The organism is Chromobacterium vaccinii (genome assembly GCF_001855275.1).
Lineage (GTDB): Bacteria > Pseudomonadota > Gammaproteobacteria > Burkholderiales > Chromobacteriaceae > Chromobacterium > Chromobacterium vaccinii.
This window is the reverse complement of sequence record NZ_CP017707.1, coordinates 1,684,056-1,708,475: the sequence shown is the minus strand read 5'-3', so window position 1 is coordinate 1,708,475 and position 24,420 is coordinate 1,684,056. Positions and strand designations below refer to the sequence as shown.

At 64.0% G+C, this 24,420-nt stretch carries 27 protein-coding genes; 17 read left to right on the top strand and 10 right to left on the bottom strand.

Annotated features, from left to right (window positions below):
• Positions 1-19: 19 nt before the first annotated feature.
• Positions 20-1,039, bottom strand: a complete 1,020-nt coding sequence (locus BKX93_RS07860) for a porin (RefSeq protein ID WP_070979434.1) — start codon at positions 1,037-1,039, stop codon at positions 20-22.
• A gap of 651 nt (positions 1,040-1,690) precedes the next feature.
• Between BKX93_RS07860 and BKX93_RS07855 the strand changes: the two genes are divergently transcribed.
• Complete coding sequence (locus BKX93_RS07855) at positions 1,691-2,545, top strand: Rossmann-like and DUF2520 domain-containing protein (protein ID WP_070979432.1); 855 nt, start codon at positions 1,691-1,693, stop codon at positions 2,543-2,545.
• 92 nt (positions 2,546-2,637) lie between these two features.
• Here BKX93_RS07855 and pncB read toward each other — a convergent pair whose 3' ends face one another.
• The 3 genes from pncB to BKX93_RS07840 are packed head-to-tail and all read right to left on the bottom strand — an operon-like array spanning position 2,638 to position 5,158.
• A complete protein-coding gene (gene pncB / locus BKX93_RS07850) occupies positions 2,638-3,867 on the bottom strand; it encodes a nicotinate phosphoribosyltransferase (RefSeq protein WP_070979430.1) in 1,230 nt (409 codons plus the stop codon).
• Between the two features lie 8 nt (positions 3,868-3,875).
• Positions 3,876-4,580: an SAM-dependent methyltransferase gene (locus tag BKX93_RS07845; protein ID WP_070979428.1), complete on the bottom strand. Its 705-nt coding sequence runs from the start codon at positions 4,578-4,580 to the stop codon at positions 3,876-3,878.
• A complete protein-coding gene (locus BKX93_RS07840) occupies positions 4,577-5,158 on the bottom strand; it encodes a Maf family protein (RefSeq protein ID WP_046155639.1) in 582 nt (193 codons plus the stop codon). Before BKX93_RS07840 ends, BKX93_RS07845 begins: the two co-directional genes overlap by 4 nt.
• 118 nt (positions 5,159-5,276) lie before the next feature.
• On the opposite strand from BKX93_RS07840, the gene BKX93_RS07835 reads away from it, so the two are divergent.
• The 11 genes from BKX93_RS07835 to BKX93_RS07785 all read left to right on the top strand — a co-directional run bounded on the left by BKX93_RS07835 (position 5,277) and on the right by BKX93_RS07785 (position 15,278).
• The gene (locus tag BKX93_RS07835) at positions 5,277-5,780 is read left to right on the top strand and encodes a YceD family protein (protein WP_046155640.1); all 504 of its coding nucleotides are present in this window, start codon (positions 5,277-5,279) and stop codon (positions 5,778-5,780) included.
• 45 nt (positions 5,781-5,825) lie between these two features.
• Entirely contained in the window at positions 5,826-6,005 is a 180-nt protein-coding gene (gene rpmF / locus BKX93_RS07830) for a 50S ribosomal protein L32 (RefSeq protein WP_011136965.1), read from the top strand.
• 57 nt (positions 6,006-6,062) lie between these two features.
• On the top strand, positions 6,063-7,100 hold the full coding sequence (plsX, locus tag BKX93_RS07825; protein ID WP_031296850.1) for a phosphate acyltransferase PlsX: 1,038 nt from the start codon (positions 6,063-6,065) through the stop codon (positions 7,098-7,100).
• 5 nt (positions 7,101-7,105) lie between these two features.
• Positions 7,106-8,065, top strand: a complete 960-nt coding sequence (locus BKX93_RS07820) for a beta-ketoacyl-ACP synthase III (RefSeq protein ID WP_046166231.1) — start codon at positions 7,106-7,108, stop codon at positions 8,063-8,065.
• A 125-nt stretch (positions 8,066-8,190) separates the two neighbouring features.
• A complete protein-coding gene (gene fabD, locus BKX93_RS07815; protein ID WP_046155643.1) occupies positions 8,191-9,120 on the top strand; it encodes an ACP S-malonyltransferase in 930 nt (309 codons plus the stop codon).
• Positions 9,121-9,211: 91 nt separating this feature from the next.
• Complete coding sequence (gene fabG / locus BKX93_RS07810; protein WP_070979427.1) at positions 9,212-9,949, top strand: 3-oxoacyl-ACP reductase FabG; 738 nt, start codon at positions 9,212-9,214, stop codon at positions 9,947-9,949.
• 110 nt (positions 9,950-10,059) lie between these two features.
• The gene (gene acpP / locus BKX93_RS07805; protein ID WP_021478594.1) at positions 10,060-10,299 is read left to right on the top strand and encodes an acyl carrier protein; all 240 of its coding nucleotides are present in this window, start codon (positions 10,060-10,062) and stop codon (positions 10,297-10,299) included.
• Positions 10,300-10,464: 165 nt separating this feature from the next.
• Positions 10,465-11,706 carry a beta-ketoacyl-ACP synthase II gene (gene fabF, locus BKX93_RS07800; protein WP_046155645.1) on the top strand — a complete coding sequence of 414 codons (1,242 nt, stop codon included), beginning with the start codon at positions 10,465-10,467 and terminating at the stop codon, positions 11,704-11,706.
• A gap of 131 nt (positions 11,707-11,837) precedes the next feature.
• Positions 11,838-13,130, top strand: coding sequence for an aminodeoxychorismate synthase component I (locus BKX93_RS07795; RefSeq protein WP_070979425.1), 1,293 nt, complete (start codon positions 11,838-11,840; stop codon positions 13,128-13,130).
• Entirely contained in the window at positions 13,130-13,942 is an 813-nt protein-coding gene (gene pabC / locus BKX93_RS07790) for an aminodeoxychorismate lyase (protein WP_070979423.1), read from the top strand. The genes BKX93_RS07795 and pabC overlap by 1 nt, the downstream gene beginning before the upstream one ends.
• Before the next feature lie 154 nt (positions 13,943-14,096).
• Positions 14,097-15,278, top strand: coding sequence for a dicarboxylate/amino acid:cation symporter (locus BKX93_RS07785; RefSeq protein WP_046155648.1), 1,182 nt, complete (start codon positions 14,097-14,099; stop codon positions 15,276-15,278).
• 172 nt (positions 15,279-15,450) lie between these two features.
• On the opposite strand, the gene BKX93_RS07780 is transcribed toward BKX93_RS07785, so the two are convergent.
• Positions 15,451-15,711, bottom strand: coding sequence for a DUF4936 family protein (locus BKX93_RS07780; protein ID WP_046155649.1), 261 nt, complete (start codon positions 15,709-15,711; stop codon positions 15,451-15,453).
• Between the two features lie 81 nt (positions 15,712-15,792).
• Here BKX93_RS07780 and BKX93_RS07775 point away from each other — a divergent pair, with 81 nt between their 5' ends.
• The gene (locus BKX93_RS07775; RefSeq protein WP_186009508.1) at positions 15,793-16,683 is read left to right on the top strand and encodes a prephenate dehydrogenase; all 891 of its coding nucleotides are present in this window, start codon (positions 15,793-15,795) and stop codon (positions 16,681-16,683) included.
• 2 nt (positions 16,684-16,685) lie between these two features.
• Positions 16,686-17,426, top strand: a complete 741-nt coding sequence (locus BKX93_RS07770) for an SDR family oxidoreductase (RefSeq protein ID WP_046166236.1) — start codon at positions 16,686-16,688, stop codon at positions 17,424-17,426.
• Here BKX93_RS07770 and BKX93_RS07765 read toward each other — a convergent pair.
• Positions 17,423-18,307 (bottom strand): LysR family transcriptional regulator, encoded by an 885-nt coding sequence (locus BKX93_RS07765; protein WP_046166237.1) that lies wholly within the window; start codon positions 18,305-18,307, stop codon positions 17,423-17,425. The genes BKX93_RS07770 and BKX93_RS07765 overlap by 4 nt on opposite strands.
• Positions 18,308-18,407: 100 nt before the next feature.
• Between BKX93_RS07765 and BKX93_RS07760 the strand changes: the two genes are divergently transcribed.
• Positions 18,408-19,655 (top strand): MFS transporter, encoded by a 1,248-nt coding sequence (locus BKX93_RS07760; RefSeq protein WP_070979421.1) that lies wholly within the window; start codon positions 18,408-18,410, stop codon positions 19,653-19,655.
• Positions 19,656-19,703: 48 nt separating this feature from the next.
• On the opposite strand, the gene mnmA is transcribed toward BKX93_RS07760, so the two are convergent.
• The 3 genes from mnmA to BKX93_RS07745 are packed head-to-tail and all read right to left on the bottom strand — an operon-like array spanning position 19,704 to position 21,860.
• Positions 19,704-20,780, bottom strand: coding sequence for a tRNA 2-thiouridine(34) synthase MnmA (gene mnmA, locus BKX93_RS07755; RefSeq protein ID WP_046155652.1), 1,077 nt, complete (start codon positions 20,778-20,780; stop codon positions 19,704-19,706).
• Entirely contained in the window at positions 20,777-21,370 is a 594-nt protein-coding gene (locus BKX93_RS07750) for a hypothetical protein (RefSeq protein WP_046155653.1), read from the bottom strand. The genes mnmA and BKX93_RS07750 overlap by 4 nt, the downstream gene beginning before the upstream one ends.
• 22 nt (positions 21,371-21,392) lie before the next feature.
• A complete protein-coding gene (locus BKX93_RS07745; protein WP_046166239.1) occupies positions 21,393-21,860 on the bottom strand; it encodes an NUDIX hydrolase in 468 nt (155 codons plus the stop codon).
• A gap of 60 nt (positions 21,861-21,920) precedes the next feature.
• On the opposite strand from BKX93_RS07745, the gene BKX93_RS07740 reads away from it, so the two are divergent.
• Both BKX93_RS07740 and bfr read left to right on the top strand, forming a co-directional pair.
• On the top strand, positions 21,921-22,121 hold the full coding sequence (locus tag BKX93_RS07740) for a (2Fe-2S)-binding protein (RefSeq protein WP_021478607.1): 201 nt from the start codon (positions 21,921-21,923) through the stop codon (positions 22,119-22,121).
• A 121-nt stretch (positions 22,122-22,242) separates the two neighbouring features.
• Positions 22,243-22,719, top strand: a complete 477-nt coding sequence (bfr, locus tag BKX93_RS07735) for a bacterioferritin (protein ID WP_046155655.1) — start codon at positions 22,243-22,245, stop codon at positions 22,717-22,719.
• A 60-nt stretch (positions 22,720-22,779) separates the two neighbouring features.
• On the opposite strand, the gene BKX93_RS07730 is transcribed toward bfr, so the two are convergent.
• Complete coding sequence (locus BKX93_RS07730) at positions 22,780-24,381, bottom strand: YdgA family protein (RefSeq protein WP_244887253.1); 1,602 nt, start codon at positions 24,379-24,381, stop codon at positions 22,780-22,782.
• Positions 24,382-24,420 lie beyond the last annotated feature (39 nt).

Genomic DNA, 24,420 nt, shown 5'->3' with positions numbered 1-24,420 from the left:
TCTTGCGTCGAACCAGCTATTAGAACTTGTGAACCATGTTCAGACCGAAAGCGTTGCGGTCTTTGGTGTTGTCGTCCTTCAGGTTGATGTGGCCGTACTGAGCGCCGATGGTAGTGCGCTTAGAAGCGGCGTAGTCAACGCCCAGGATGTATTGGTCATACTTGCCAGCGGTCACGCCCAGACCCTTGGTTTCGCCTTGGCCGTAGGTGAACTTCGGAGTGAAAGCGCCCAGAGTGTAAGCGGCAGTCAGCGCGTAGTCCTTGGTTTTGAACTTTTCGCTGCCAGCAGTATTTGCCAGCTTGGCATCAACTTGGTTGTAACCAAAAGCCACCAGCAGGTTGTTGGCGTTGTAGCCAACTTCCAGGCGATGCTTGTCGTTGGTGGAGGTTACAGTGCCAATAACCGGCAGGACCGTCGGTTGTTGAGCTTCGTAGGTGTAAGCGTACTTGCCGAAGAAGCCGCTGTTTTCGTAGCCCAGACCCAGACCGTAGATTTCACGGTCGCTAGCGGTTGCCTTGTCTTCCTTGGTGCCGTATTGCAGAGCGGCGGTCAGGCCCGGAACGATAGCCGGCAGGTCGTAGCGGATGGAGTTCTTCAGACGGTCAGCGTCACGGGTGAAGACACCCAGACCCAGAGCTGCATCTTTGTATTCCCAAGCGTCGACGATGCCCATGTCGCTGTCTTGGAAGTTGGAGATGTTACCCAGACGGATAGTACCGAAGGAGCCTTGCAGACCGATGAAGGACTCGCGGTTGGCGAAAGTACCGCTGCTGCTGTTGGAGGAACCGTTAGCATTCTGCTTGCCGGTACCATCAACTGCAAAACCGGTTTCAACTTGCCAGATGGTCTTCAGGCCGTTGCCCAGATCTTCGGAACCTTTGAAGCCGATGCGGGAACCCAGATCGTCAACGTTGGTTTGCTTGGTGGAACCGTTGTCGACGTATTCAACGCCGCCTTTGATTTTGCCGTAGATGGTTACGTCGGCGAATGCGGCAGCCGGCAGGGTGGCTACCAGCAGGGCGATCAGACTCTTTTTCATGGTCAAGTCATCCTTTTTTAGGTTTAGGAATGTGAGCAAATGCTATTGGCTGGGTTGTGAAAATGCAACTTCACCTGCCGAATTGTGTTGCTATCAAGCAACTGATGTTGTGTTTTGCGCAGCCTTAAATTCGATTTTGTTTGTTGTAAGTTGCTGAATTGTCAGGATTGTTACTGTGATTTCATGGTGCTTTGCATGTTGTTGCAAAAAAGCATCAATGTTATGAAATGCTTATGATTATTGGGTTTTGTAAGGAAGGCTGCCTGAAATTGGCAAAAAAATAGCCCGTCCAGAAGGGGCGGGCTGAAAAATCAACGTGACTTGAAGTGAATCCAGCAGGCGCGGATTGCATCCGCATGAATTCGCTTTCAATCATGATAAAAGAAAGCGTTAGCTCTGTAAATGGAGTGGATATTCCATTTTTGAATTATTTGTTAATGCGGATTGTATTCAACGTATTGATTTTATTTGAAAATTTACATGTTGAATAAGTTGCAAAAATGCGCATCTATCGTCCCGTGGTGAGGCATTTTGGCTACGAAATCATGCGTTTGGGGGCTTGATGCGTGCCTGGCGCGGCAGCCGGCGATTGCGGAAATCCCCTACAATGACGCCTTCGGATCCGAGGCTGCGGCCAGGTGTATATAAGGTATGCAAACACTGACAGTGGTGGGGCTGGGCAGATTGGGGCGCAGCGTGGCCAGGCTGGCGGCGTTGAGCGGCGCCTATCGTCTGCTCGATGTGATGGGGCGGCGCTTGCCGCCGCTGGAGGAGGCGCGCGCCTTTGTCGGCGCCGGGCGGCTGGTGAGCGACATGAGACAGTTGGCGCCGGCGGATCTGTATCTGCTGGCGGTGCCGGATGCCGCCATCGCATCCTGCGCGCGCGCGCTGGCGGCGGCGGGCGTGGCGCCTGAGGGCGCTGTGGTGTTTCACGCCAGCGGCGCGGGCGACGCTTCGTTGTTGCAGCCGCTGGCGGAGCAGGCGGTGTTGACCGCCAGCCTGCACCCGGCGTTTTCCTTCGCCGATCCCGGACGGGCGGTGGAGGGCTTTGCCGGCACGCTGTGCGCGCTGGAGGGCGACGAGGAGGCTTGCCGCAGGCTGGAGGCTTTCGCGCGCGCGCTGGGCGGGCGGCCGTTCCGGCTGGCGCCCGGCGGCAAGGCCGCCTATCACGCAGGTTTGTCGGTGGCGTCCAATTTCCTGGTGGCGCTGACCGAGATGGCGCGGCAGCTGACGGCCCGCGCCGGCGTGCCGCCGGAATTGACGCAGCCTTTGCTGGGCGGCTTGATGCGGCAGACGCTGGACAATGCGCTGGAGATGGGGCCGTACGAGGCGCTGACCGGGCCTATCCTGCGCGGCGATATCGGCACTGTCGAACGCCATCTGGAGGTGTTGGCCGGTACCGGCTTGCTCCCCGCCTACCGCGCGCTGGGCCGCCAGGTGGTGGCGCTGGCTGGAGATCGCCTGCAGGAGCCGGCGCGCCGGCAGTTGCTGGCGCTGTTGTACTGAGCCGGCTTGGCGCGCCTGGCAGAAGCTCGCGGAGCGCCTGAGCCAAGGCGCGCTGACGCAGGCGGTGCCAGTAGAGCGGACGCAACGCAGACTCAGGGTTTTGTCGGCGGCTCTTGGCGCGGGGCGGGCACCTTGAATACCTGGCGCAGGTAGGCGAGGAAGGTTTCGTCGCTGCACATGGTCTTGCCCGGGCTGTCGGATAGCTTGGCCACCGGCTGGCCGTTGCAGCTGACCAGCTTCAGCACGATCTGCAGCGGCTCCAGCCCCATGTCGTTGGTGAAGTGGGTGCCGATGCCGAAGCTGACCTGGATGTGCGGGCTGAAGTGGCGCTGCAGCGCCAGCGCGCTGTCGACGCTGAGTCCGTCGCTGAAGGTCAGCATCTTGGTCGCCGGATCGATCCGCAGCTTGCGGTAATGGGCGATCGCCCGCTCTCCCCATATATAAGGATCGCCGCTGTCGTGGCGCAGGCCGTCGAACAGCTTGGCGAAGTAGAGGTCGAAGTCGGCGAGAAAGGCGTCCATGCCGACCACGTCGGTCAGCGCGATGCCCAGGTCGCCGCGGTATTCCTGCACCCACGATTCCAGCGCCGCTGTCTGGAAGTCTCGCAGCCGCACGCCCAGCGCCTGGAAGGCCTGGAAGAATTCGTGGGCCATGGTGCCGATCGGCGTGATGCCCAGCTTGCGCGCCAGGTAGACGTTGCTGGTGCCGCGGAATACCTGCGGCAGCGCGTGGTTCAGCCTCTCCACCACGTGGGCCTGCCAGTCGCGGCTGAAGCGGCGGCGGGTGCCGAAGTCGGCGATCAGCAGCGGAAAGCGCTGGCCGGCGGCTTCCTCGCGCTGGAAGCGCTCCAGTTCGGCCAGCTTGGCCTCCAGCCGGCGATGGCCTTCCTCGCGCACCGCCTTGCTGTCCAGCGGGAGGAAATACAGCTCGTTGACGATGGCCAGCACGAAGATCTCGAAGAACATCGCTTGCACCATCGGGCCTTTGATCCGGATGGCCAACTGCTCGCCTTCCTCGCTCACGCTGATGAAGCGGCGCTGCAGGTGGAACAGTTCCAGGTAGTCGACATAGTCGCTTTTGATGAAGCGCAGGCCGCGCAGGTAATCCAGCTCGTCCTGGCTGAAGCGCAGTTCGCACAGCATGTCCAGCTGGGCCTCCAGTTGCTGTTTCAGCTGGGTCAGCGGCGTGTCCGGGTGGTTGCGGCAGCGGAATTCGTACTCGCCGTGGGCGGCGGGGAACTGGTGCAGCACCACCTGCAGCATGGTGAACTTGTAAAGATCGGTATCCAGCAGCGACTGGATGATGGGCGTGTTCTTGAGCATGGCGCTTCTCAGGCGGCGTGGATCACGAAAATGGCCGGCCGCTTGTGCAGATCGGGCGGGGTTTGCGGCCAGTCCTGCACCCGATGGCTGACGATGGTCTGCGTCGGCAGGGTCAGGTCGCAGGCTACCGCGAGCCGGGTGGAGGGCGCCAGCGTTTCGCGCAGCTGTTGCAGCAGCGCGTTGTTGCGGTAGGGCGTTTCGATGAACAGCTGGGTCTCGTTATTCTTGCGCGAGCGTTGTTCCAGTTCTTTCACCAGCTTGGCTTTTTCGGCGGCGTCCACCGGCAGGTAGCCGTGGAAGGCGAAACATTGGCCGTTGGCGCCGCTGGCCATCAGCGCCAGCAGGATGGATGAGGGGCCGATCAGCGGCTCGACGCGGATGCCGTGCTTGTGCGCCAGCGCCACCAGCTGCGCGCCGGGGTCGGCCACGGCCGGGCAGCCGGCCTCGGAGATCAGGCCGACATCGTGTCCGGCCTTTAGCGGCGCCAGCAGCGCGCCGACGTCCGCCTCCTTGGTGTGCTCGTTCAGCGTGCTCATGGATAGCTCGCGGATCGGCGTCGTCACGCCCAGCGCTTTCAGGTGCTTGCGCGCGGTTTTTTCCGCCTCGACGACGAAATGGCTGATGTGGACGACTCTGGCGCGCTCGCCTTCCGGCAGCCAGGCGATGGTTTCGTCGCCCAGCGGAGCGGGAATCAGGAACAGAGTGCCGCTCATTTCAGCACCTCCAAGCCCTCGTTGCCCAGCATGGTGATCAACTGGAACAGCGGCACGCCGATCAGCGCGTTGGGGTCGTCGGATTCCACCTTCTCCAGCAGCGCGCCGCCCAGGCCTTCGCTCTTGGCGCTGCCCGCGCAGTGGAGGGCGTCCGGTTCGCGGGCGAGGTAATTGCGGATCTGGGCCTCGGTCAATGCGCGCAGCGTGACGCGGGTGATGCCCACGCATTCCTGCAGCCGGCCGCTGGCGCTGTTGTACAGCGCCAACGCCGAGTGGAAGACCACGGTGCGGCCGCTCATCCACATCAGCATCTCCACGCCCTGCTCGAAGCCGCCGGGCTTGCCGATCTGCTTGCCATCCAGCAGCGCCACCTGATCGGAGCCTATGATCAGGGAGTCCGGATGCTTGCCGGCCAGCGACTGGGCCTTGGTGCGGGCCAGGCGCACTGCGGTTTCCAGCGCGGTTTCGCCGGGCAGCGGCGTTTCATCGCAGATCGGCGGTTCGGCGAGGAAGGGCAGGCCCAAGCGGGCGATGATTTCTTGGCGGTAGCGGGAGGTGGAAGCCAGTACGATGTGCATGATGCGAGCCGGTTGACGGCAACGCCGGCGGCGCGGCCGCGTCGGCCGGCGGCCACGGTTCGGCCTTGCCTTGTTTCTTTTGACAAATCAGGGGAATGGATTGTACCATGCGGAGTTTATGTCTAAACCGATTTTGATCGATCCGCTCAAGTTCGCCCGGGAAGGGCGCTCGCTGTCCGGCAAGCTGCCGGTCGGCGGGCTGGACGAGCGCGTTCATAGCGACCTGTCGGACACCTCTGGCGAGGTGTCTTATCAGCTCGACGGCTCTCGAGACGAGCTGCAGCGTTTTACGCTGCGCATCCGCCTGACGGCGGACCTGCGAGTCACCTGCCAGCGCTGCCTGGACGGCATGCCGTTCAGCCTGGACACCGATTCGGTGCTCACGCTGTTCGCCAGCCAGGAAAAGCTGGACGAAGCCTGCGAGCAGGACGAAGAGCTGGACGCGGTTCTCGCCGAACCCGAACTGGACGTGATTGCGCTGATCGAAGACGAAATCATCATGGGCTTGCCGCATTCGCCGAAACACGACGAATGCAGCAGGGATACTCTCTCGCTCGCCAAGGCTGACAAGCCCAACCCGTTTGCGGTGCTGGCGGCGCTTAAGAGACCCAAGTCCGAGTAACCCGGATTCGCATTAGAATCTACTTGAATTTCTTAGGAGTCGACCATGGCTGTTCAACAGAACAAAAAGTCCCCGTCCAAGCGCGGCATGCATCGTGCACACGATTTTCTGACCGCTCCGGCTCTGGCAGTTGAAGCCAGCACCGGCGAAGCCCACCTGCGCCACCACATCAGCCCGAACGGCTTCTACCGTGGCCGCAAGGTTGTGAAGACCAAGGGCGAGTAATCTCCCTGTCCTCGCTTCCTTTCCTTTTTTGGTAGGCACTTTATACCGCAATCGTTGATGACTATCACCGTCGCGGTTGATGCTATGGGCGGTGACGTTGGCCTCAAGGTTACCGTCCCGGCATCGATCCAATTCCTGCAAGACCACCCCGACATCCATCTGATTCTCGTAGGCGACCAGCCAGCCCTGGAGGCTGAATTGGCCCTGCACGATGGCGCCGTGCGTGAGCGCATCCTCATCCAGCACGCCACTCAAGTGGTCGGCATGGACGAGGCGCCTCAGCTCGCCCTCAAGAATAAAAAAGATTCGTCGATGCGGGTGGCGATCAATCTGGTCAAGGAAGGCAAGGCACAGGCCGCCGTTTCCGCCGGCAACACCGGCGCGCTGATGGCTACCGCACGCTTCGTCCTCAAGACCATTCCGGGCATCGACCGTCCCGCCATCGCCAAGCTGCTGCCCAATGTAAAGGGCACTTCCTGCGTGCTGGATCTGGGCGCCAACGTCGATTGCACCCCAGAACAACTTTTGCAGTTCGGCATCATGGGTTCCGAACTGATGGCCTGCCTGCAAGGCAAGGCCAATCCTTCCGTCGGCCTGTTGAATATCGGCAGCGAAGATATCAAGGGCAACGACAATATCAAGAAGACTGCCGAGCTGTTGCGCCAGTCGGAGCTGAATTTCTACGGCAACGTGGAGGGCGACGACATCTGCAAGGGCACGACCGATGTGGTAGTCTGCGATGGTTTTACCGGCAATGTGGCGCTCAAGACAGCTGAGGGGCTGGCGCACATGTTCGCCGTATTCCTGAGGGAAGAGTTCGGCCGCAATTGGTGGACGCGTTTGTGCGCGTTGGCCGCATTGCCGGTGCTGGGCCTTTTCAAGAAGCGCATCGATCCGCGCCGCTACAACGGGGCCAGCTTGCTGGGCCTGCGCGGCATCGTGGTGAAAAGCCACGGCGGCGCCGATGTCACAGGATTCCGTTACGCGTTGGCGCAGGCATGCGAGGAGGCCGGTTCCGACGTGATTGCACACATCGCCGATCGGGTTGCCAAACAACTAGACAATCTCAAGCAATCCGAGGCGGAAGCGAACTGAAAAATATGGGCTATTCCCGCATTCTCGGCACCGGCAGCTTCCTGCCGTCCCAGGTGCTCACCAATGCGCAATTGGCCGAACGGGTGGAAACCAGCGACGAGTGGATTGTCTCTCGCACCGGTATCCGCGCGCGCCATATTGCCGACGAAGGGCACAAGACCAGCGATCTGGCGCTGAGGGCGGCGGAAGCCGCCATCGCCAGCGCAGGCATCGACAGGGGCGAGATCGACCTGATCATCGTCGCCACCACCACTCCCGACATGATTTTCCCCAGCACCGCCTGCATCCTGCAGGAGAAGCTGGGCTTGCCCGGCGTGCCGGCTTTCGACGTGCAGGCGGTGTGCGCCGGCTTCGCTTACGCGCTGGCCACCGCCAACGCCTACATCAAGAGCGGCATGTCGAAGAAGGCGCTGGTGATCGGCGCCGAAATCATGTCGCGCGTGCTGGACTGGGATGATCGCCGGACCTGCGTGCTGTTCGGCGACGGCGCCGGCGCGGTGGTGCTGGGCGCGTCCGACGAGCCGGGCATCCTGCATGCCAAGTTGGCGGCCGATGGCCGTTATCAGGGCTTGCTGAATACCCCGGCGCAAATTTCCGGCGGCAAGATTCAGGGCATGCCCTACCTGCACATGGACGGCCCGGCCGTATTCAAGTTCGCCGTCAAGTCGCTGTCCGAAATCGCCGCCGCCACGCTGGCGGAGGCCGGCGTCGACAAGGCCGATCTGGATTGGCTGGTGCCGCACCAGGCCAATCTGCGCATCATCGAGTCCACGGCCAAGCATCTTGGCCTGCCGATGGAGAAGGTGGTCGTCACCCTGCCTGAGCAGGGCAACACTTCGGCCGCCTCCATTCCGCTGGCGCTGGATGTCGCGGTGCGCGACGGGCGCATCCGGCGCGGCCAGACCGTGATGCTGGAAGGCATCGGCGGGGGATTTGCCTGGGGCGCGGTGCTGCTGACCTTCTGATTGGAATTCCGCAAAGTGGCTTTTTCGCCGCATGATCGCCGATAATGACAGAGTTTATTGATCGGCGGCGTGGCGCGAGCGGCCGCTTTGCGTCATCCTTTGCGTCGAATTCTGTGGAGTCGACTATGGCTTTTGCTTTTCTTTTTCCGGGACAGGGCTCGCAGAGCCTGAAGATGATGGACGGCTTCGCCGACCTGCCCGTGGTGCAGCATACTTTCGCCGAGGCGTCCGACACGCTGTCGCTGGACCTGTGGGCGATGCTGCAGGCCGATGGCGCCGACGAGATCAACGCCACCGTGAACACCCAGCCCATCATGCTGGCCGCCGGCTACGCCACGTATCTGGCGTGGCAGGAGTTGAACGGCAAGCAGCCGTCCATCGTGGCTGGCCATAGCCTGGGCGAATACACCGCCCTGGTGGCCGCCGGCGCGCTGCCGTTCGCCGAAGCGGTGAAGCTGGTGCGCCTGCGCGCCGAGGCGATGCAGGCCGCGGTGCCGGCCGGCGTCGGCGCGATGGCCGCCATTCTGAGCCTGTCCGACGACGACATCCGCGCAGCCTGCGCGGAGGCCGCCCAGAGCGAGGTGGTGGAAGCGGTCAACTTCAACTCTCCGGGCCAGGTGGTGATCGCCGGCAACAAGGGCGCGGTCGAGCGGGCGATGGACTTGTGCAAGGCCAAGGGCGCCAAGCGCGCGCTGCCGTTGCCGGTATCGGTGCCGTCGCATTGCTCGCTGATGCGGCCGGCCGCCGAGCGCCTGGCCGAGGCGCTGCAGGGCGTGCACTTGAGCGCGCCCGCAATCCCGGTGCTGCACAACGCCGATGTGGCCAGTTACAACGACGCATCGCAAATCCGCGACGCGCTGACACGTCAGTTGTACATGCCGGTGCGCTGGACCGAAACCATCCAGAAGCTGGCCGCCGACGGCGTGACCATGATGGCGGAGTGCGGCCCGGGCAAAGTGTTGGCGGGCCTGGCCAAGCGCATCGACGGCAACGTCAAGTGCCTGGCGCTGACCGACCGCGCGGCGCTGGAAGCCGCGCGCGCGGAACTGGTTTGACGCGAAATTCCGGCGGACCGGCGCAGGCCGGACCGCCATCGCCCCTTTCGGCGAGAGCCGGGCGGGGCGTTGAAAACAAGGAGACACATTGATGAGTCTGCAAGGCAAAGTGGCGCTGGTGACCGGCGCCTCGCGCGGCATAGGCGCGGCGATCGCCGACGCGCTGGCCGCCGAGGGCGCCGTGGTCATCGGCACCGCCACGTCGGAATCCGGCGCGGCCGCCATTCATGAGCGCCTGTCCGCCGCCGGCGGCGCCGGCCGCGTGCTGAACGTCACCGAGGAGGGCGCTGTCGAGGCGTTGGTAGAATCGGTGGAGAAGGAGTTTGGCGCGGTGGCGATTCTGGTCAACAATGCCGGCATCACCCGCGACGGCCTCCTGATGCGGATGAAGGACGAGGACTGGGACGCGATCATGGACACCAACCTGAAGTCGGTGTTCAAGACCTCAAAGGCTGTAATGCGTGGCATGATGAAGGCCCGCGTCGGCCGCATCATCAATATCGCCTCCGTTGTAGGGGTGATGGGCAATGCGGGCCAGGCCAACTATGCGGCCGCCAAGGCGGGCATCATCGGCTTCACCAAGTCGATGGCGCGCGAGGTGGGCAGTCGCAACATCACGGTCAATTGCGTGGCTCCGGGCTTCATCGACACCGACATGACCCGCTCGCTGCCGGAAGCGCAGCGCGAGGCGCTGGTCGGCCAGATCGCGTTGAACCGCCTGGGCGACGTCAAGGATATCGCCGATGCCGTGGTATTTCTGGCATCGGACCGCGCGTCCTATATTACGGGCCAGACTTTGCATGTGAACGGCGGCATGCTGATGCCTTAATTCCTGTCCGGCTAGCGTCGGATAGAGATTTAGGTAGGCTGCTCTAATTTTTTTTTGTAGAATACCGGGGTTTTGCGATCCCGAATCAGAAAGGTCAAGGGTTTAAACAAATGGAAAACATCGAACAGCGCGTAAAGAAGATCGTCGCCGAGCAACTGGGTGTGAACGAAGCCGAAATCAAGGTGGAAAGCTCCTTCGTCGACGATCTGGGCGCCGATTCCCTGGATACCGTTGAACTGGTGATGGCACTGGAAGAAGAGTTCGAGTGCGAGATCCCGGACGAAGAAGCCGAGAAGATCACCACGGTTCAACAAGCCATCGACTACGTGACTGGCCATCTGAACAAGTAATCCCTTTTTTCGGGACCAGGACCTCTGCGTGGTGGTGCTTCGGCTCGCCTGCAGAGGTTCTTTTGTTAAGAAGGTTCCAAACGCGCGTTTGAACCTGGCTTGTGCTTGTCAGGCGCGCGTGGTTTCATCGGGAGACTGCCCTCCCATCTATCACGGAGATTCTTCGTGTCCAAACGCAGAGTAGTAGTCACCGGCCTGGGCCATGTGTCCCCGGTCGGCAACGATGTCGCCACCGGCTGGGCCAACCTGTTGGCCGGCAAGAGCGGCATAGCCAAGATCACCCGATTCGACGCCAGCGACATGGCTTGCCAGATCGCGGGCGAGGTCAAGGACTTCAATATCGGCGATTACATTTCGCCGAAGGAAGCGCGCCGCAACGACCTGTTCATCCACTACGGCATCGCCGCGGCCCTGCAGGCCGTCGCGGATGCCGGGCTGGATGAGGTCCCGGATCTGGACAAGACCCGCGTCGGCGTCAACATCGGTTCCGGCATCGGCGGCCTGCCGCTGATCGAGGATACCGGCGTGGCGCTGATGGAGGGCGGTCCGCGCAAGATCGGCCCGTTCTTCATTCCGGGCTCGCTGATCAACCTGATCGCCGGCCAGGTCTCCATCCTGAAGGGCTATCAGGGACCCAGCTACGGCATCGTGTCCGCCTGCACCACCGGCGCGCACTGCATCGGCGATGCTGCTCGCCTGATTCAGTACGGCGACGCCGATGTCATGGTGGCGGGCGGTTCCGAGGGCGCGGTTTCGCGCCTGGGCATCGGCGGCTTCGCCGCGATGAAGGCGATGTCCACCCGCAACGACGACCCCGAGGCCGCGTCCCGCCCATGGGACAAGGGCCGCGACGGTTTCGTGATGGGCGAAGGCGCCGGCGTGCTGGTGCTGGAGGATTATGACCACGCGGTGAAGCGCGGCGCCAAGATCTATGCAGAGCTGATCGGCTTCGGCATGAGTTCGGACGCGCACCACATCACCGCGCCAAGTTCCGAGGGCCCGGCCCGCGGCGTGACCAACGCGCTGCGCGACGCCGGCATCAACGCCGACGCGGTGCAGTACGTGAACGCTCATGGCACGTCCACTCCGTTGGGCGACGCCAACGAAACGACTGCCATCAAGATGGCGTTTGGCGATCACGCCAAGAAACTCGTGGTCAATTCCACCAAGTCGATGACCGGCCACTTGCTGGGCGGCGCCGGCGGCGTGGAGGCGATTTACACCATCCTGGCGATCCACAACCAGGTGTCCCCGCCGACCATCAATCTGGTCGAGCAGGATCTGGAAGCCGGTTGCGATCTGGATTACGCGGCCAACACCGCACGCGACATGAAGATCGAGGTGGGCATTTCCAACTCCTTCGGCTTCGGCGGCACCAACGGCACCCTGGTGTTCAAACGGGTCTGATCGTCGCCGCGGGCGATTGACAGAGCGAACCGCTGCGTTACACTCGCAGCGGTTTTTCTTTTTTCGCCGCCGCTCAAGGCGGGCGGCGGTGTTGCAAATCAGTGCCGGGCCTTGCCGGCCCAGGACCGTAGATGTTCACTCAGAAACTCGACTTCATTCCCGATCTGTTGGCGCTGCATGCCGCCGATCGCGAACACTTTCCCTATCTGATGCAATCGTCCGGCGACAGCGGCTGGGATCTGCTGCTGATGCAGGGCGAGCGGCTCGTGTTCATGGCGGGCGAGGGGCAGGCTTTTCTCGACGAGGTGCGCGCATTCAGGCCGCAGGCGGTGGCCAATCCGCACGGCCTGCCTTTCGTCGGCGGCTGGTTCGTCTACCTCGCTTACGATCTGTTGTCGGAGTTCGAGCCGCATGTGCCCGCCGCTTTGCCGGACAGCTTTCCGCTGGCGGTGTGGGCGCGCGCGCCGGCCGCGGTGCTGGTGGACCGCGCCAAGAGCGAAGCCTGGCTGGTCGGCGAGACCGCCGACGACTGGCACGCGCTGGAACGGCTGGTGGCGGCGAAGCCCGCTTTCGCGCCCAAGCCGGTGGCGCTGGCCGGCCTGGAGGAGGATCCGCCCGAGTGGTACACCGACGCGGTGGCACGCCTCAAGCGCTACATCTACGAGGGCGACGTGTTTCAGGTGAACATTTCGCGCGGCTGGCGGGCCGAGCTGGCCGACGGCATCGCCGCGCCCGATCTGTTCGCCGCGCTGCGCCGGGCCAACCCGGCGCCGTTCTCGGCGCTGGCGGACTTCGGCGACGCGCAGATCGTCAGCTCGTCGCCGGAGCGCTTGGTGAGGGTGAAGGACGGCTGGGCCGAGACCCGGCCGATCGCCGGCACCCATCCGCGTTCGACCGATCCGGCTGAGGACGCAGAGCTGAAGAAGCGGCTGATCACCAGCATCAAGGAGCGCGCCGAGCACGTGATGCTGATCGATCTGGAGCGCAACGATCTGGGCCGCATCAGCCATCCGGGCACGGTGGAAGTCAACGAGTTGATGGCGGTGGCCAGCTATGCCTACGTCCACCACATCGAATCCAATGTCCGCGGCAAGCTGCGCGACGACGTCGCGCCGGCGGACGTGCTGCGCGCGCTGTTCCCCGGCGGCACCATCACCGGCTGTCCCAAGGTGCGTACCATGCAGATCATCCGCGAGCTGGAAAACAGCGCGCGCCGCGCCTATACCGGCAGCCTGGGCTATCTGAACCGCGACGGCACCATGGACTTCAACATCCTGATCCGCACCTTCATGCAGGAAGGCGGCAAGCTTCGCTTCCGCGCCGGCGGCGGCATCGTCGCCGACTCCGATCCCGAGCGCGAACTGATGGAAACCCGCCACAAGGCGCGCGGCCTGCTGCGCGCGCTGGGCGTGGAGCAGGCCTGATGGCGATGCTGGTCAACGGCCTGCCGGGCGAGGCGGTATCGGCGCTGGACCGCGGCTTCAATTACGGCGACGGCGTGTTCCGCACCATGCAGCTGCGCCGCGGCCGGCCATGGATGTGGCGCTGGCAGTACGCGCGGCTGGCGGACGATGCCGCGCGGCTGGCGCTGACGCTGCCGGACGAGCAGCTGTTGCTGGACGAGTTGATGGCGCTGGGCCGCGAACACGCGCTGGCGGTGGGCAAGATCGTGATCACCCGCGGCGTCGGCGCGCGCGGCTACGCGATGGCCGGCGCCGGCGCGCCGACACGCATCGTATCGGCGGTGCCGTGGGCCGGTTATCCGGCGGAATACGGCGAGCGGGGCGTCGAGGCGCGCTGGTGCGAGCTGAGGCTGTCGCTGCAGCCGCGCCTGGCCGGCGTCAAGCACCTGAACCGGCTGGAGAGCGTGCTGGCGCGGTCCGAATGGAGCGACCCGGCGATACAGGAAGGCCTGCTGCTGGACCAGGATGGCTGGCTGGCCGAGGGGACGATGAGCAATGTCTACCTGCTGCGGGAAGGGGAGATCCAGACTCCTTTGTTGGATCGCTGCGGCGTTAACGGCGCGGTGCGGGATTGGTTGACGGTCAATGTTTCAAATTTCGGACTTAAATTTTTAGAAAAGCGACTTTGCTCCGCCGATTTGATTGACGCTGACGCGGTGTTTCTCTCCAATAGCCTGATAGGCATCTGGCCGCTGGCCCGCCTGGGCGAGCGTGTGTGGATGCCTTCACCTTTGCTGCAGGCATTGCGGCAAGCCTTACTACAACAAGCCTGATGCATGGCGCCGGGGAACGTCGGCGCGATGTTCCGCTTGCCGCGCCGGCCGGCCCCTCTCTTCTTCCGAATCGATCCGATCGCGCCGGAGCGGACGGGTTTTGTCCGGCGTCGCGCCAGGCGCGGCGGGCTGGATAACCCGGAAGAGGTTGCCTGTGAAATTGATTCTCAAACTGCTGGCCGGCATGGCGGTCGGCCTGCTGCTGGGCCTGTACGCGCCCGGACCGCTGCTGACGCTGATGCTGACTTTCAAAGGACTGTTCAGCCAGTTCATCGGCTTCATGATCCCGCTGATCATCGTGTTCTACATCATGAGCGGCATCGCCGCGCTGGAGACCGGTTCCGGCCGCATGCTGGGCTGGACCGTGGGCCTGGCTTACGCGTCCACCATTCTGTCCGGCGTGCTGGCTTTCGCCGCGGCATCCACGTTTCTGCCGCAATGGCTGGGCGAGGCCGCCGCCGTTCCGGCCGCCGCCGACAAGCTGGCGCCGCTGTTCAAGCTGGAGATCAAGCCGCTGTTCGACGTGATGACGGCGCTGATGCTGGCCTTCGTTTTCGGCCTGGGCATCGCCGCCACCGGTGCGGCGCGTCTGCGCGAGATCGCCGATCAGGGCAAGGACATCGTCGAGATGGTGCTGGCGCGCGTGCTGGTGCCGCTGCTGCCGGCCTACATCGCCTGCGAATTCGCGGACATGGCCGCCGCCGGCACCGCCTTCGCCACGCTGAAAACCTTTGGCGTGGTGTTGCTGATGGCCATCGCCCTGCATTGGCTGTGGCTAGCCGTGCTGTACGGCGCCAGCGGCACGCTGCTGGGCCGCAATCCGCTGTCGCTGCTGCGCGCGATGCTGCCGGCCTATTTCACCGCGCTGGGCACCATGTCGTCCGCCGCCACCATCCCGGTGGCGCTGCGCTCGGCCGGCAATATGAAGGTGTCGCCGCCGGTGGTGAATTTCGTGATGCCGCTGTGCGCCACCATTCACCTGTGCGGCTCCACCATCACGCTGGTGAGCTGCGCCACCGCGGTGATGTTGATGACCCATGGCCTGGAAGTGCCGGGCTGGGACGTGATGCTGCCCTTCATCCTGCTGCTGGGCGTGACCATGGTGGCCGCCCCGGGCGCGCCGGGCGGCGGCGTGATGTCGGCGCTGGGCATCCTGTCCAGCGTATTGGGTTTCCCCGAAGCCAGCCTGGCGCTGATGATCGCGCTCTATCTGGCGCAGGACAGTTTCGGCACCGCCTGCAATGTGGCCGGCGACGGGGTGGTCGCGCTGTGGGTGGACCGCCTGGTGGGCCGCGTTCCGCAGCCGGCCGGCGAAGCTGCCGTCCAGCGCGGCTGACGGTGATTTGCTAAGCAGAACAAGTGATTTGGGGGAATGGGCGGCGCTGGTTATAGTGTTCGCCTGACCGTTTGGCTGCCGCCTTAGCGCGGGGGTTTCGGTTTCTCTCGTTAATCGTGTTTGTTTTGGCCGGGCCGCGCGCCCGGCTTTTTCTTGCCCGTCAGTTTTGCGGCTACAGCGGCTGAAACCATTCCTCGCTGGCCGGCAGCGACAGACCGTGGCGCAGGCGGGCCGCCTGCCAGGCCGAGCGGAATACGTCGCGGTCGGCGATGCCGGGGTAGACCTCCATCCAGGTGTCGGCGTCGTCGCAGCGGCGCAGCAGCTCGCCAGCCCAGCCGGCGGCGGCCAGCTCCATCTGCAGCGCGCGGAATCTGTTCAGCACGGTTTCAGGCTCGGCAGGCGCCTTGAAGTAACAATACAGCGTCGCGGTCATCCAAATCTCCAGACTGGCCATGGCGGCAAAATTGTTTATGATAGACCTTCTCGCCGCGCAAGTGGCGGCAGGACAAGGGGGATGCAGGTGCAGCAGCAGATAGACACCCTGGTGGTGGCGGGCGTCGGCCTGATCGGCGGCTCGTTCGCGCTGGCGCTCAAGCGCGCCGGCAGGGTGAAGACCGTGATCGGCGTCGGGCGCACGCTGGCCAATCTGGAAAAAGCGCTGACGCTGGGCGTGGCGGACGAGATCAGCCAGGACATCGGCGCCGTCGCCCATCGCGCCGACATGGTGCTGCTGGCCTCGCCGGTGGGCCAGATGGGCGCGTTGATGGCGGCGCTGGCCCCGGAGCTGCGTCCAGGGACGGTGGTTACAGACGGCGGCAGCACCAAGAGCGACGTGGCGGCGCTGTATCGCCAGCACCTGCCCGACCATCTGCCATGGTGCGTTCCGGCTCACCCGATCGCCGGCTCCGACATGTCGGGCGCGGTGGCCGCCCAATACGGTCTGTACGAAAACCGCCGCGTGGTGCTGACGCCGCTGGCGGAAACCGCGCCCGAGGCGGCGGAGACGGTGGCGGAGCTGTGGCGCGCCTGCGGCGCGGAAATCCACTGCATGGACGCCGCCGAGCACGACGCGGTGTTCGCCAGCGTCAGCCACCTGCCGCATCTGCTGGCTTTTTCCTATGTGGACCGGGTGGCGGCCAAGGCCAATGCCGAGCGCTGCTTCGATTTCGCAGCCACCGGCTTCCGCGATTTCACCCGCATCGCCGGCAGCCATCCCGAGATGTGGACCGACATCAGCCTGGCCAACCGCGACGCGCTGCTGGCCGAACTGGCAGATTACCGCGAAGGACTGGATCGCCTGGCCTCTTTGCTGGAAGCCGGCGACGCGGATGGCCTGAACCGGTTGTTCGGCGAGGCGCGCGCCGCGCGCACGCGCTGGCATCAGCAATTCTTGAGGAAGGGCTAGCGATGGACGGCAAGGTGGCATTGGTGACCGGCGGCACGCGCGGCATAGGCGCCGCCGCCACGCGCTTGCTGGTCGCCGCCGGTTGGCGGGTGGCCGCCAATTACCGTTCGGACGAGGCCAGCGCCGCCGCGTTGAAGGCCGAGCTGGGCGAGTCGGTGCAGCTGTTCCGCGCCGACGCGTCCGATGAAAAGGCCATCGTCAGGCTGTTCGACGACGCGATGTGCCATTACGGGCGGCTGGATGGGCTGGTCAACAACGCCGGCGTCACCGCGCCGATGTGCCGGCTGGAGGATTACAGCGCCGATCGGGTGGAGCGGGTGTTGCGCGTCAATGTGCTGGGGCCGCTGCTGTGCTGCCGCGAAGCGGTGCGGCGCATGTCCACCCGCCGCGGCGGCGACGGCGGCGCCATCGTCAACGTGTCATCGGCCGCGTCGCGGCTGGGTTCCGCCGGCGAATACATCGATTACGCCGCCAGCAAGGGCGCGATCGACACGCTGACCCTGGGTCTGGCGCGCGAGGTGGCGGAAGAGGGCATCCGCGTCAACGCGGTGCGCCCCGGCCTGATCGCAACCGATATCCACGCCGCCAGCGGCGAGGCGGGCCGCGTGGCGCGACTGGCGCCGACAGTGCCGATGCGGCGCGGCGGCCAGCCGGAAGAGGTGGCGGAGGCCATTGTCTGGCTGCTGTCCGACGCCGCCTCGTTCTGCACCGGCAGTCTGCTGGACGTGTCGGGCGGCCGTTAGTCTCCCCGCACCCCGGCCAGGAAATTGGCCACCAGCGGCGAGTTCTCGTCGCGGCGGACGGCGATGCCCATCGATAGATAGGCGCCGTCATCGGATAGCGGCACGTAGCGCACCGCCGGTATCTGCACGCATTCCAGCGGCGAGGGCAGGATGGCGATGCCGACGCCGGCCGCCACCAGGCCGATCTGGGTGATCGCCTCGCCCGCCTCCTGCACCATTCTCAATTCCAGTCCGTTTTGCAGCGCCAGCTGGCGCACCACATCGCTGAGGCCGGAGCCGGATTCGCGCGGATAGCCGATCAGCGGTTCGCCGGCCAGCCGGCTCAGCGCCAGCGTTTTTTCCGCGGCCAGAGGATGGGCGCTGGGCACCACCGCCAGCAGCCGGTCGCGGTGCAGCTCCTCCACCCGGATCAAGGGGCTGGGCGTCGGGCCGTTGAAGCGGACGAAGCCCAGGTCCAGCTGGCGGCGCTCCAGCGCGTCGAATTGGCCGGCGGTGAACATTTCGCTCAGCGTCAGCCTGACCGCGGGATAGTCGCGCCGGTAATGCTGCAGGCTGTGGTGCAGGATGGGCGTCAGCGGCAGCGAGGAGGTGAAGCCGATGCGCAGCTCGCCGGTTTCGCCGTCGGCGGCGCGGCGCACGGCGGCGGCGGCGGCCGCGCTGTCTGCCAAGATCTGTCTTGCGCGCGGCAGCAGTTGCAGCCCGGCGGCGGTGAGCTCCACCTTGCGCTGGTGGCGGCGGAACAGCGGCGCGCCCAGCTCGGCCTCCAGCGACTGGATCTGCTGGCTCAGCGGCGGCTGGCCGATGTGCAGCCGCTCGGCGGCGCGGGTGAAATGCAGCTCTTCGGCCACGGCGATGAAGTAGCGAAGATGGCGCAGTTCCATATTGATATTTTAAAAGTATTAATCATGGTTGAAATATATATTGGACTGTCGTTTTACCCAAGCCTAAGCTGACGGTGTCGTTGAAGAAGAGATTGATGCCGTGTCCGCCCCCTCCGTTGCGCTGCAAGACAGCCAGACCGTTTCTGAGCCCGCCGCCGCCAAGCTCCATGCCGGGACCCCAGCCTTCCGCTCCACCGCGCGGGCGATGTTCGTCGGCGGTTTCTGCACTTTCGCCATGGTTTACGGTGCCCAGCCCTTGATGCCGCTGTTCGCCCATGATTTCTCGCTGACGCCGGCCGCGGCCAGCGGCGTGGTGTCGATGTCCACCGGCGGCCTGGCGCTGGCGCTGATTCCGGCCAGCTTGCTGGCCGACCGCTTCGGCCGCCGGGCGTTGATGAACCTGGCGCTGGCGCTGGGCGCGGTCTTGATGCTGATGTCGGCCTTCGTTGCCGGCTTCGGCGTTTTTCTGCAATTGCGGGCGGTATTCGGCCTGGTGATGGCCGGCTTGCCGGCGGTGGCGATGGCCTATTTGAGCGAGGAGGTGGATGCCAAGTCGCTCGGCCACTCGATGGGGCTGTACATCGCCGGCAACGCGCTGGGCGGAATGTGCGGCCGGCTGCTGGCCTCGCTGCTGGCCGACCACGTAGGCTGGCGCGGCGCGGTGCTGGCGCTGGCCGCGATCGGCTGCGTCGGCGCCTGGCAGTTCTGGCGCTGGCTGCCGGCCTCGCGCCATTTCCAGCCCCGCCGCCATGACTTCGCCCGCATGGGGCGCGAGCTGCGCGGCATGCTGCGCGACGGCGGACTGCCTTGGCTGTTCCTCACCGCCTTCCTGCTGATGGGCTGTTTCGTCAGCCTGTACAACTACCTGGGCTTCCGCCTGCTGGCCGCGCCGTTCCATCTGAGCCAGAGCGCGCTGGCGCTGGTGTTCTCGCTGTACGTGGTGGGCATCTGGTCATCCGCCTGGGTGGGGCGTCTGGCCGATGGCCTGGGCCGGCGCAACGTGTTGTGGATGATGGTGCTGATGATGCTGGCGGGACTGCTGCTGACGCTGGGCGACACCTTGTGGTTGCTGGTGCCGGGCGTGGCGCTGTTCACTTTCGGCTTCTTCGCCGCCCATTCGGTGGCCAGCAGCTGGGTGGGCTTGCGGGCTCGCGAGGGCCGGGCGCTGGCTTCGGCGTTGTATTTGACCGCTTACTATCTTGGCTCCAGCGTGTTCGGTTCGATGTCCGGCCTGATGTGGGGGAGTGGCGGCTGGCATGGCGTGGCCACGGCGCTGGCGCTGGTTTTGCTGGTACAGCTGGGCGTCAGCCTGTGGCTGAGGCGGCTGCAGCCCTTGCCGCAGGCTTGAGCGGCCCGTGAAAAAGCCCCGCGTCGCGGGGCTTTTTTATTGCGGGGCTTAGCGGATGATGCCGCCGCCCAGGCAGATGTCGCCGTGGTAGAGCACGGCCGACTGGCCTGGCGTCACCGCCCATTGTTTTTCCGTGAAGGTAAGCGTGGCCTGGCCATCGACGATGGGCGACAGCGAACAGGCTGCGTCCGCCATCCGGTAGCGGTTCTTGGCGCTGTAGTCGCCGGGCTGCGGCGCGTCCGGCAGCGTCCAGCTGAGGTCGGCCATCGCCAGCGTCGGCTTCAGCAGCAGCGGATGGTCGTGGCCCTGGACCACGATCAGCCTGTTGCCAGGAATGTCCTTGCCGGCGACGAACCACGGCTCGCCGTTGCCGTCGCGCGAGCCGCCTATGGTCAGGCCCTTGCGCTGGCCCAGCGTGTAGTACATCAGGCCGATGTGTTCGCCCACCACCTTGCCGTCCGGCGTCACCATCTGGCCGGGCGAGGTGGGCAGGTAGCGCTGCAGGAATTCGCGGAACGGGCGTTCGCCGATGAAGCAGATGCCGGTGGAGTCCTTCTTGGCCGCGGTCGGCAGGCCGGCTTGCTCGGCCAGCTGGCGCACTTCGGTCTTGCGGATGTCGCCCAGCGGGAAGATGGCCTTGGCCAGTTGATGCTGCTGCAGGCGGTACAGGAAGTAGCTCTGGTCCTTGGTGTGGTCCACCGCCTTCATCAGGTAGTGGGTGCCGTCCTGTTCCAGCTTGCGCGCGTAGTGCCCGGTGGCGATGCAGTCGGCGCCCAGCTCCATCGCGTAGTCGAGGAAGGCCTTGAACTTGATCTCGGCGTTGCACAGCACGTCCGGGTTCGGCGTGCGGCCGGCCGAGTACTCCTTCAGGAAGTACGAGAACACGCGGTCCTTGTATTCCTTGGCGAAATTGACGATTTCCATGTCGATGCCGACGATGTCGGCCACGCTCATCGCGTCCAGCGCATCCTGCTTGATCGAGCAGTATTCGTCGTCGTTGTCGTCTTCCCAGTTCTGCATGAACACGCCGATCACTTCATGGCCTTGCTGCTTCAGCAGCCAGGCGGTCACCGACGAATCCACGCCGCCGGACATGCCGACGACTATGCGTTTCTTACCCGTCACGGGGCGTTTCCTTCCTTGCTTTTGCTTGCCTGTCTGACAGGCTCGGATACGGCCGGGGGCTCGTATCCCGTCATCCAAACTGAAAGGGGAACCACCACGGGCGGTTCCCCGAAATCCTTGAACCAGGTGTCCACCGCCCAATCCTGATCGGCGGCGTTGTCGTGCAGCACGCCGGTGTAGTGCAGATCCAGAATCCACGGCGCCCGCCATTCAGGTGGCGCCGCGCGGTGGAATTTCAACCATCCCTGCCGCTGCAGGTAGTTGAGGAAAGTGGTGACGTTGCTGCTGTGGTCCACGCAGTCCATCCGGCCTTGGGCCGGGCCGTCGCGGAAATTGCCGCCTTTGTCCTGCCAGATCGGCGTGTCGCGCGCGGCGATGCGATACAGCGTCAGCACGGCGTCGGCCACCGCTTCGCGCTCGGACGCGGCGGAGTCGGACCGGCTCATGCGCGCGGCCAGCCAGTCATGCTCCTCGTCGGAGATGTCGAACTGGGCGTGTCTGGAACATCCGTAATGATAACAGATGTTTAGCCCGTCGGCGCGGGCGGCGGGAAGGAGCAGGGCGAGCAGCAGCGGTATCAATAGTCGCATCGGGCATCCTGTGGCGGGCGGGTCAGCGCAGGTCGCGTATCAGTTGCAGAGGATACGCGATGCCATTGCGATAGTCTGCCAGGCATTGCAGCACCACCGGGCTGCGCAGCCGCGCAGTCTGCGCGGCGATGTCCTCGTAGGCCAGCCAGTGCACGGCGACGATGCCCTCGTCCAGCCGCGGTGGGGAGGCGGGCGGGACGGCGTCGCCGTGGAAGGCGAAACGCATATAGGTGATGTCGCCGTCCTGGGTGTCGGCCAGGTAGATGCCGGTAAGCCCGCGCGGCGTGAACAACCAGCCGCTTTCTTCGAGGGCCTCGCGCGCCACCGCCTGCAACAGCGTTTCGCCTCGCTCCAGATGGCCGGCGGGCTGGTTGAGCCGCAGGCCGGACGGCGTCTCCTCTTCGATCATCAGGAAGCGGCCGTCGCGCTCGATGATGGCGGCGACTGTTGCATTCGGCTTCCACTGATGTTCTTTGTTATTGACAATCATTCTTGTTTATTTCTATGATGATGATAACTATTCTTGATTGTAAGCCAGAGGGGGCTTCCGATGTATGTCTGCTTGTGCAATGCAGTGACCGACAGCCAGATCCGCCAGGCGGTTCATGGCGGTGCCACGCGCATGTGCGACCTGCGTCGGGAACTGGGCGTCGCCTCCGATTGCGGCAAGTGCGCCTGCATGGCCAACCAGATACGCAAGGACGCGCAAAGCGAACTGACCGTCTGTTCGGTGGCCCGCACCGCCGCCTGATTTTCTCCCAAAGGGGCAAGCGCCCCTCCTGCCAGCCTGCGAGCTGGCTATTCCCATTTATGCCTTGAGCTATGCGCCTGCTGTGCCATAATGCCTGAACGATTTTTCAGGAGAATATGACATGCAAGGCGACAAGAAGGTCATCAAGTACCTGAACCAGATTCTCAAGAATGAGCTCACCGCGATCAACCAGTACTTCCTGCATGCCCGCATGTACAAGAACTGGGGTCTGAAGAAGCTGAACGAGCACGAGTACGAAGAATCCATCGACGAAATGAAGCACGCCGACAAGCTGATCGAGCGCGTGCTGTTCCTGGAAGGGTTGCCCAATCTGCAGGATCTGGGCAAGCTGCACATCGGCGAGAATCCGAAGGAAATGCTGGAGTGCGACCTGAAGCTGGAGCTGGAGGCGCTGCCGCTGCTGCGCGAGGCCATCGCCTACTGTGAAACCTCCAAGGATTACGTCAGCCGCGACATGCTGGAAGACATCCTGGAGAGCGAGGAAGAGCACGTGGACTGGCTGGAGACCCAGCTGGGCCTGATCGAGAAGGTCGGTCTGCAGAACTACCTGCAAAGCCAGATGGAAGACGCCTCCTGATTTTGCGGGAGCGCAAGAAAAAAGGGCTGTCGCAACGACAGCCCTTTTTTTGCGTCCGGCTTATTTCTTCGCCGGAGGCTTGTTTGGTTCCGCGGCGGGAGCGGAGGCGTCGATGGCTTCCTCGCTTTCCTCCCACGGCAGCGGCACCTTCTGCTGGTGTATGGTCAGGCCCTTGGCGTCGTATTTCAGGTCGGTGGAAATCTGACCGTTGTCCTCCACCAGATAGCCGCCCGACTTCCATTGCGACAACTGGCTGTCCAGCAGGCTTCTGGCCAGGTCTTCCACTTCCTGCATGTTCGGCTGCTCTTCGGCGCTCTGGTCGACAGTGAACAGGTTGCGGGCCTGGGTCAGCACCAGCTCTTCCAGCGTCTGGCGCGGCAGGCTCAGCTTGGCGTCGGCCTCGATGCGCTTGGCCAGCTGCGTGATATCGTTCAAGTCCGCAGGCGTGAAGCCGTTGATGCCCAGGCTGCCTTGCAGCTTGGCTTCGCCTGCGGGCATCTTCAGGTAGAACTCGTTGATCAGCAGCTTGGGATTGTTTTCCAGCAGAGGGATCGCGTTCTTCTTGATGGTGTCGACGTATTGCTTGCGCAGCACCGCCGGGTCCACGCCTTCGAACGGAATCTCGCTGATCGCCTTGTCCAGCTTCACCAGCGTCGGGCCGTGCAGGTGGTTGGCGGACACGTCCAGCCGCAGCGGGCCGTAGCGGTTGGCGTTGAAGCTCAGCTCGGCGAAGTTCACCTTGCCGCGGGTGTTGACGAATTCGTCCTGCTCGCTGGTGACGATCTGGTAGCTGAAGTTCTTCAGCACCACCGACGACGGCTTGAACTCGCCGGACGGATTGACGAACTCTCCGACGCGGACGCGGGTCATCAGGTAGATCAGCTCGTTCAGCTTGATGCTGTACGGCACGCTCTCACGCGAGCTCAGCTGCACATTGCCTATGGTCAGTTCGCTGGTGCCGAGCTTGACGCCGGTGTTGCCCGGACGCATGTCGGACACGTAGCGCACGCCTTCGAACGAGATGCTGCCCTTGCTGGCGGCTTCCAGCAGGAAGCCCGGCGACAGCGCCTCGGTCTTGTATTCCTTGTAGCCGTTGGCGTAATCGACCTTGAGGTCGAAGCCTTTCCATTTCATCTTGACGCCGGACAGCGCCTCTTCGTAGTCGAAGGCGGGCACCGCCACTTCCAGCAGGCCGCCGCCGCCGAAACCGATGCGGTTGGTGATAGCGATCGGCTCCTTGTCGCCGAAGAAGGTCTTCAGCGTCTTGCGGGTGGCGTCGCTCATCGCGAACTCGGTGCGCACCAGCGCGCGGCCCGGGCGGAAGTCGAAGCCGGCCAGGCCCGGCAGCGGGCCGTGCTTGACGTTGTTGGTGAACTTGATAGTGGAGTTCAGCAGCGGCTTCATATTGTCCGGCAGCATGTTCTCGTACGGGCCGGACAGATGGCGGTTGAACACCAGCTCGGTGGTCTCGGTGGACGAGAACCAGCCGCGTTGATAGCTGTGAGATTTGACCTTGAACAGCGGCAGGCCGGAGAGCATCCGGTACTGCTCCTGCAAGGTTCCCTCGGCCTTGACGCCGGCCCAGTAGCTGGAGCCCGCGTACAGGACGAACAAGCCGCCGATGGCGGCGCCGGCAATGATCAGTCGACGTTTTGGCAACACTAGTATTTTTCTGAACTAGGGTGAAATGATGCCCTATGG

Coding starts and splice junctions, on each gene's coding strand:
- BKX93_RS07860 (WP_070979434.1), bottom strand. CDS start 1,039: ATGAAAAAGAGTCTGATCGCCCTGCTGGTAGCCACCCTGCCGGCTGCC.
- BKX93_RS07855 (WP_070979432.1), top strand. CDS start 1,691: ATGCAAACACTGACAGTGGTGGGGCTGGGCAGATTGGGGCGCAGCGTG.
- pncB (WP_070979430.1), bottom strand. CDS start 3,867: ATGCTCAAGAACACGCCCATCATCCAGTCGCTGCTGGATACCGATCTT.
- BKX93_RS07845 (WP_070979428.1), bottom strand. CDS start 4,580: ATGAGCGGCACTCTGTTCCTGATTCCCGCTCCGCTGGGCGACGAAACC.
- BKX93_RS07840 (WP_046155639.1), bottom strand. CDS start 5,158: ATGCACATCGTACTGGCTTCCACCTCCCGCTACCGCCAAGAAATCATC.
- BKX93_RS07835 (WP_046155640.1), top strand. CDS start 5,277: ATGTCTAAACCGATTTTGATCGATCCGCTCAAGTTCGCCCGGGAAGGG.
- rpmF (WP_011136965.1), top strand. CDS start 5,826: ATGGCTGTTCAACAGAACAAAAAGTCCCCGTCCAAGCGCGGCATGCAT.
- plsX (WP_031296850.1), top strand. CDS start 6,063: ATGACTATCACCGTCGCGGTTGATGCTATGGGCGGTGACGTTGGCCTC.
- BKX93_RS07820 (WP_046166231.1), top strand. CDS start 7,106: ATGGGCTATTCCCGCATTCTCGGCACCGGCAGCTTCCTGCCGTCCCAG.
- fabD (WP_046155643.1), top strand. CDS start 8,191: ATGGCTTTTGCTTTTCTTTTTCCGGGACAGGGCTCGCAGAGCCTGAAG.
- fabG (WP_070979427.1), top strand. CDS start 9,212: ATGAGTCTGCAAGGCAAAGTGGCGCTGGTGACCGGCGCCTCGCGCGGC.
- acpP (WP_021478594.1), top strand. CDS start 10,060: ATGGAAAACATCGAACAGCGCGTAAAGAAGATCGTCGCCGAGCAACTG.
- BKX93_RS07795 (WP_070979425.1), top strand. CDS start 11,838: ATGTTCACTCAGAAACTCGACTTCATTCCCGATCTGTTGGCGCTGCAT.
- pabC (WP_070979423.1), top strand. CDS start 13,130: ATGGCGATGCTGGTCAACGGCCTGCCGGGCGAGGCGGTATCGGCGCTG.
- BKX93_RS07780 (WP_046155649.1), bottom strand. CDS start 15,711: ATGACCGCGACGCTGTATTGTTACTTCAAGGCGCCTGCCGAGCCTGAA.
- BKX93_RS07775 (WP_186009508.1), top strand. CDS start 15,793: ATGCAGGTGCAGCAGCAGATAGACACCCTGGTGGTGGCGGGCGTCGGC.
- BKX93_RS07770 (WP_046166236.1), top strand. CDS start 16,686: ATGGACGGCAAGGTGGCATTGGTGACCGGCGGCACGCGCGGCATAGGC.
- BKX93_RS07765 (WP_046166237.1), bottom strand. CDS start 18,307: ATGGAACTGCGCCATCTTCGCTACTTCATCGCCGTGGCCGAAGAGCTG.
- BKX93_RS07750 (WP_046155653.1), bottom strand. CDS start 21,370: ATGCGACTATTGATACCGCTGCTGCTCGCCCTGCTCCTTCCCGCCGCC.
- BKX93_RS07745 (WP_046166239.1), bottom strand. CDS start 21,860: ATGATTGTCAATAACAAAGAACATCAGTGGAAGCCGAATGCAACAGTC.
- BKX93_RS07740 (WP_021478607.1), top strand. CDS start 21,921: ATGTATGTCTGCTTGTGCAATGCAGTGACCGACAGCCAGATCCGCCAG.
- bfr (WP_046155655.1), top strand. CDS start 22,243: ATGCAAGGCGACAAGAAGGTCATCAAGTACCTGAACCAGATTCTCAAG.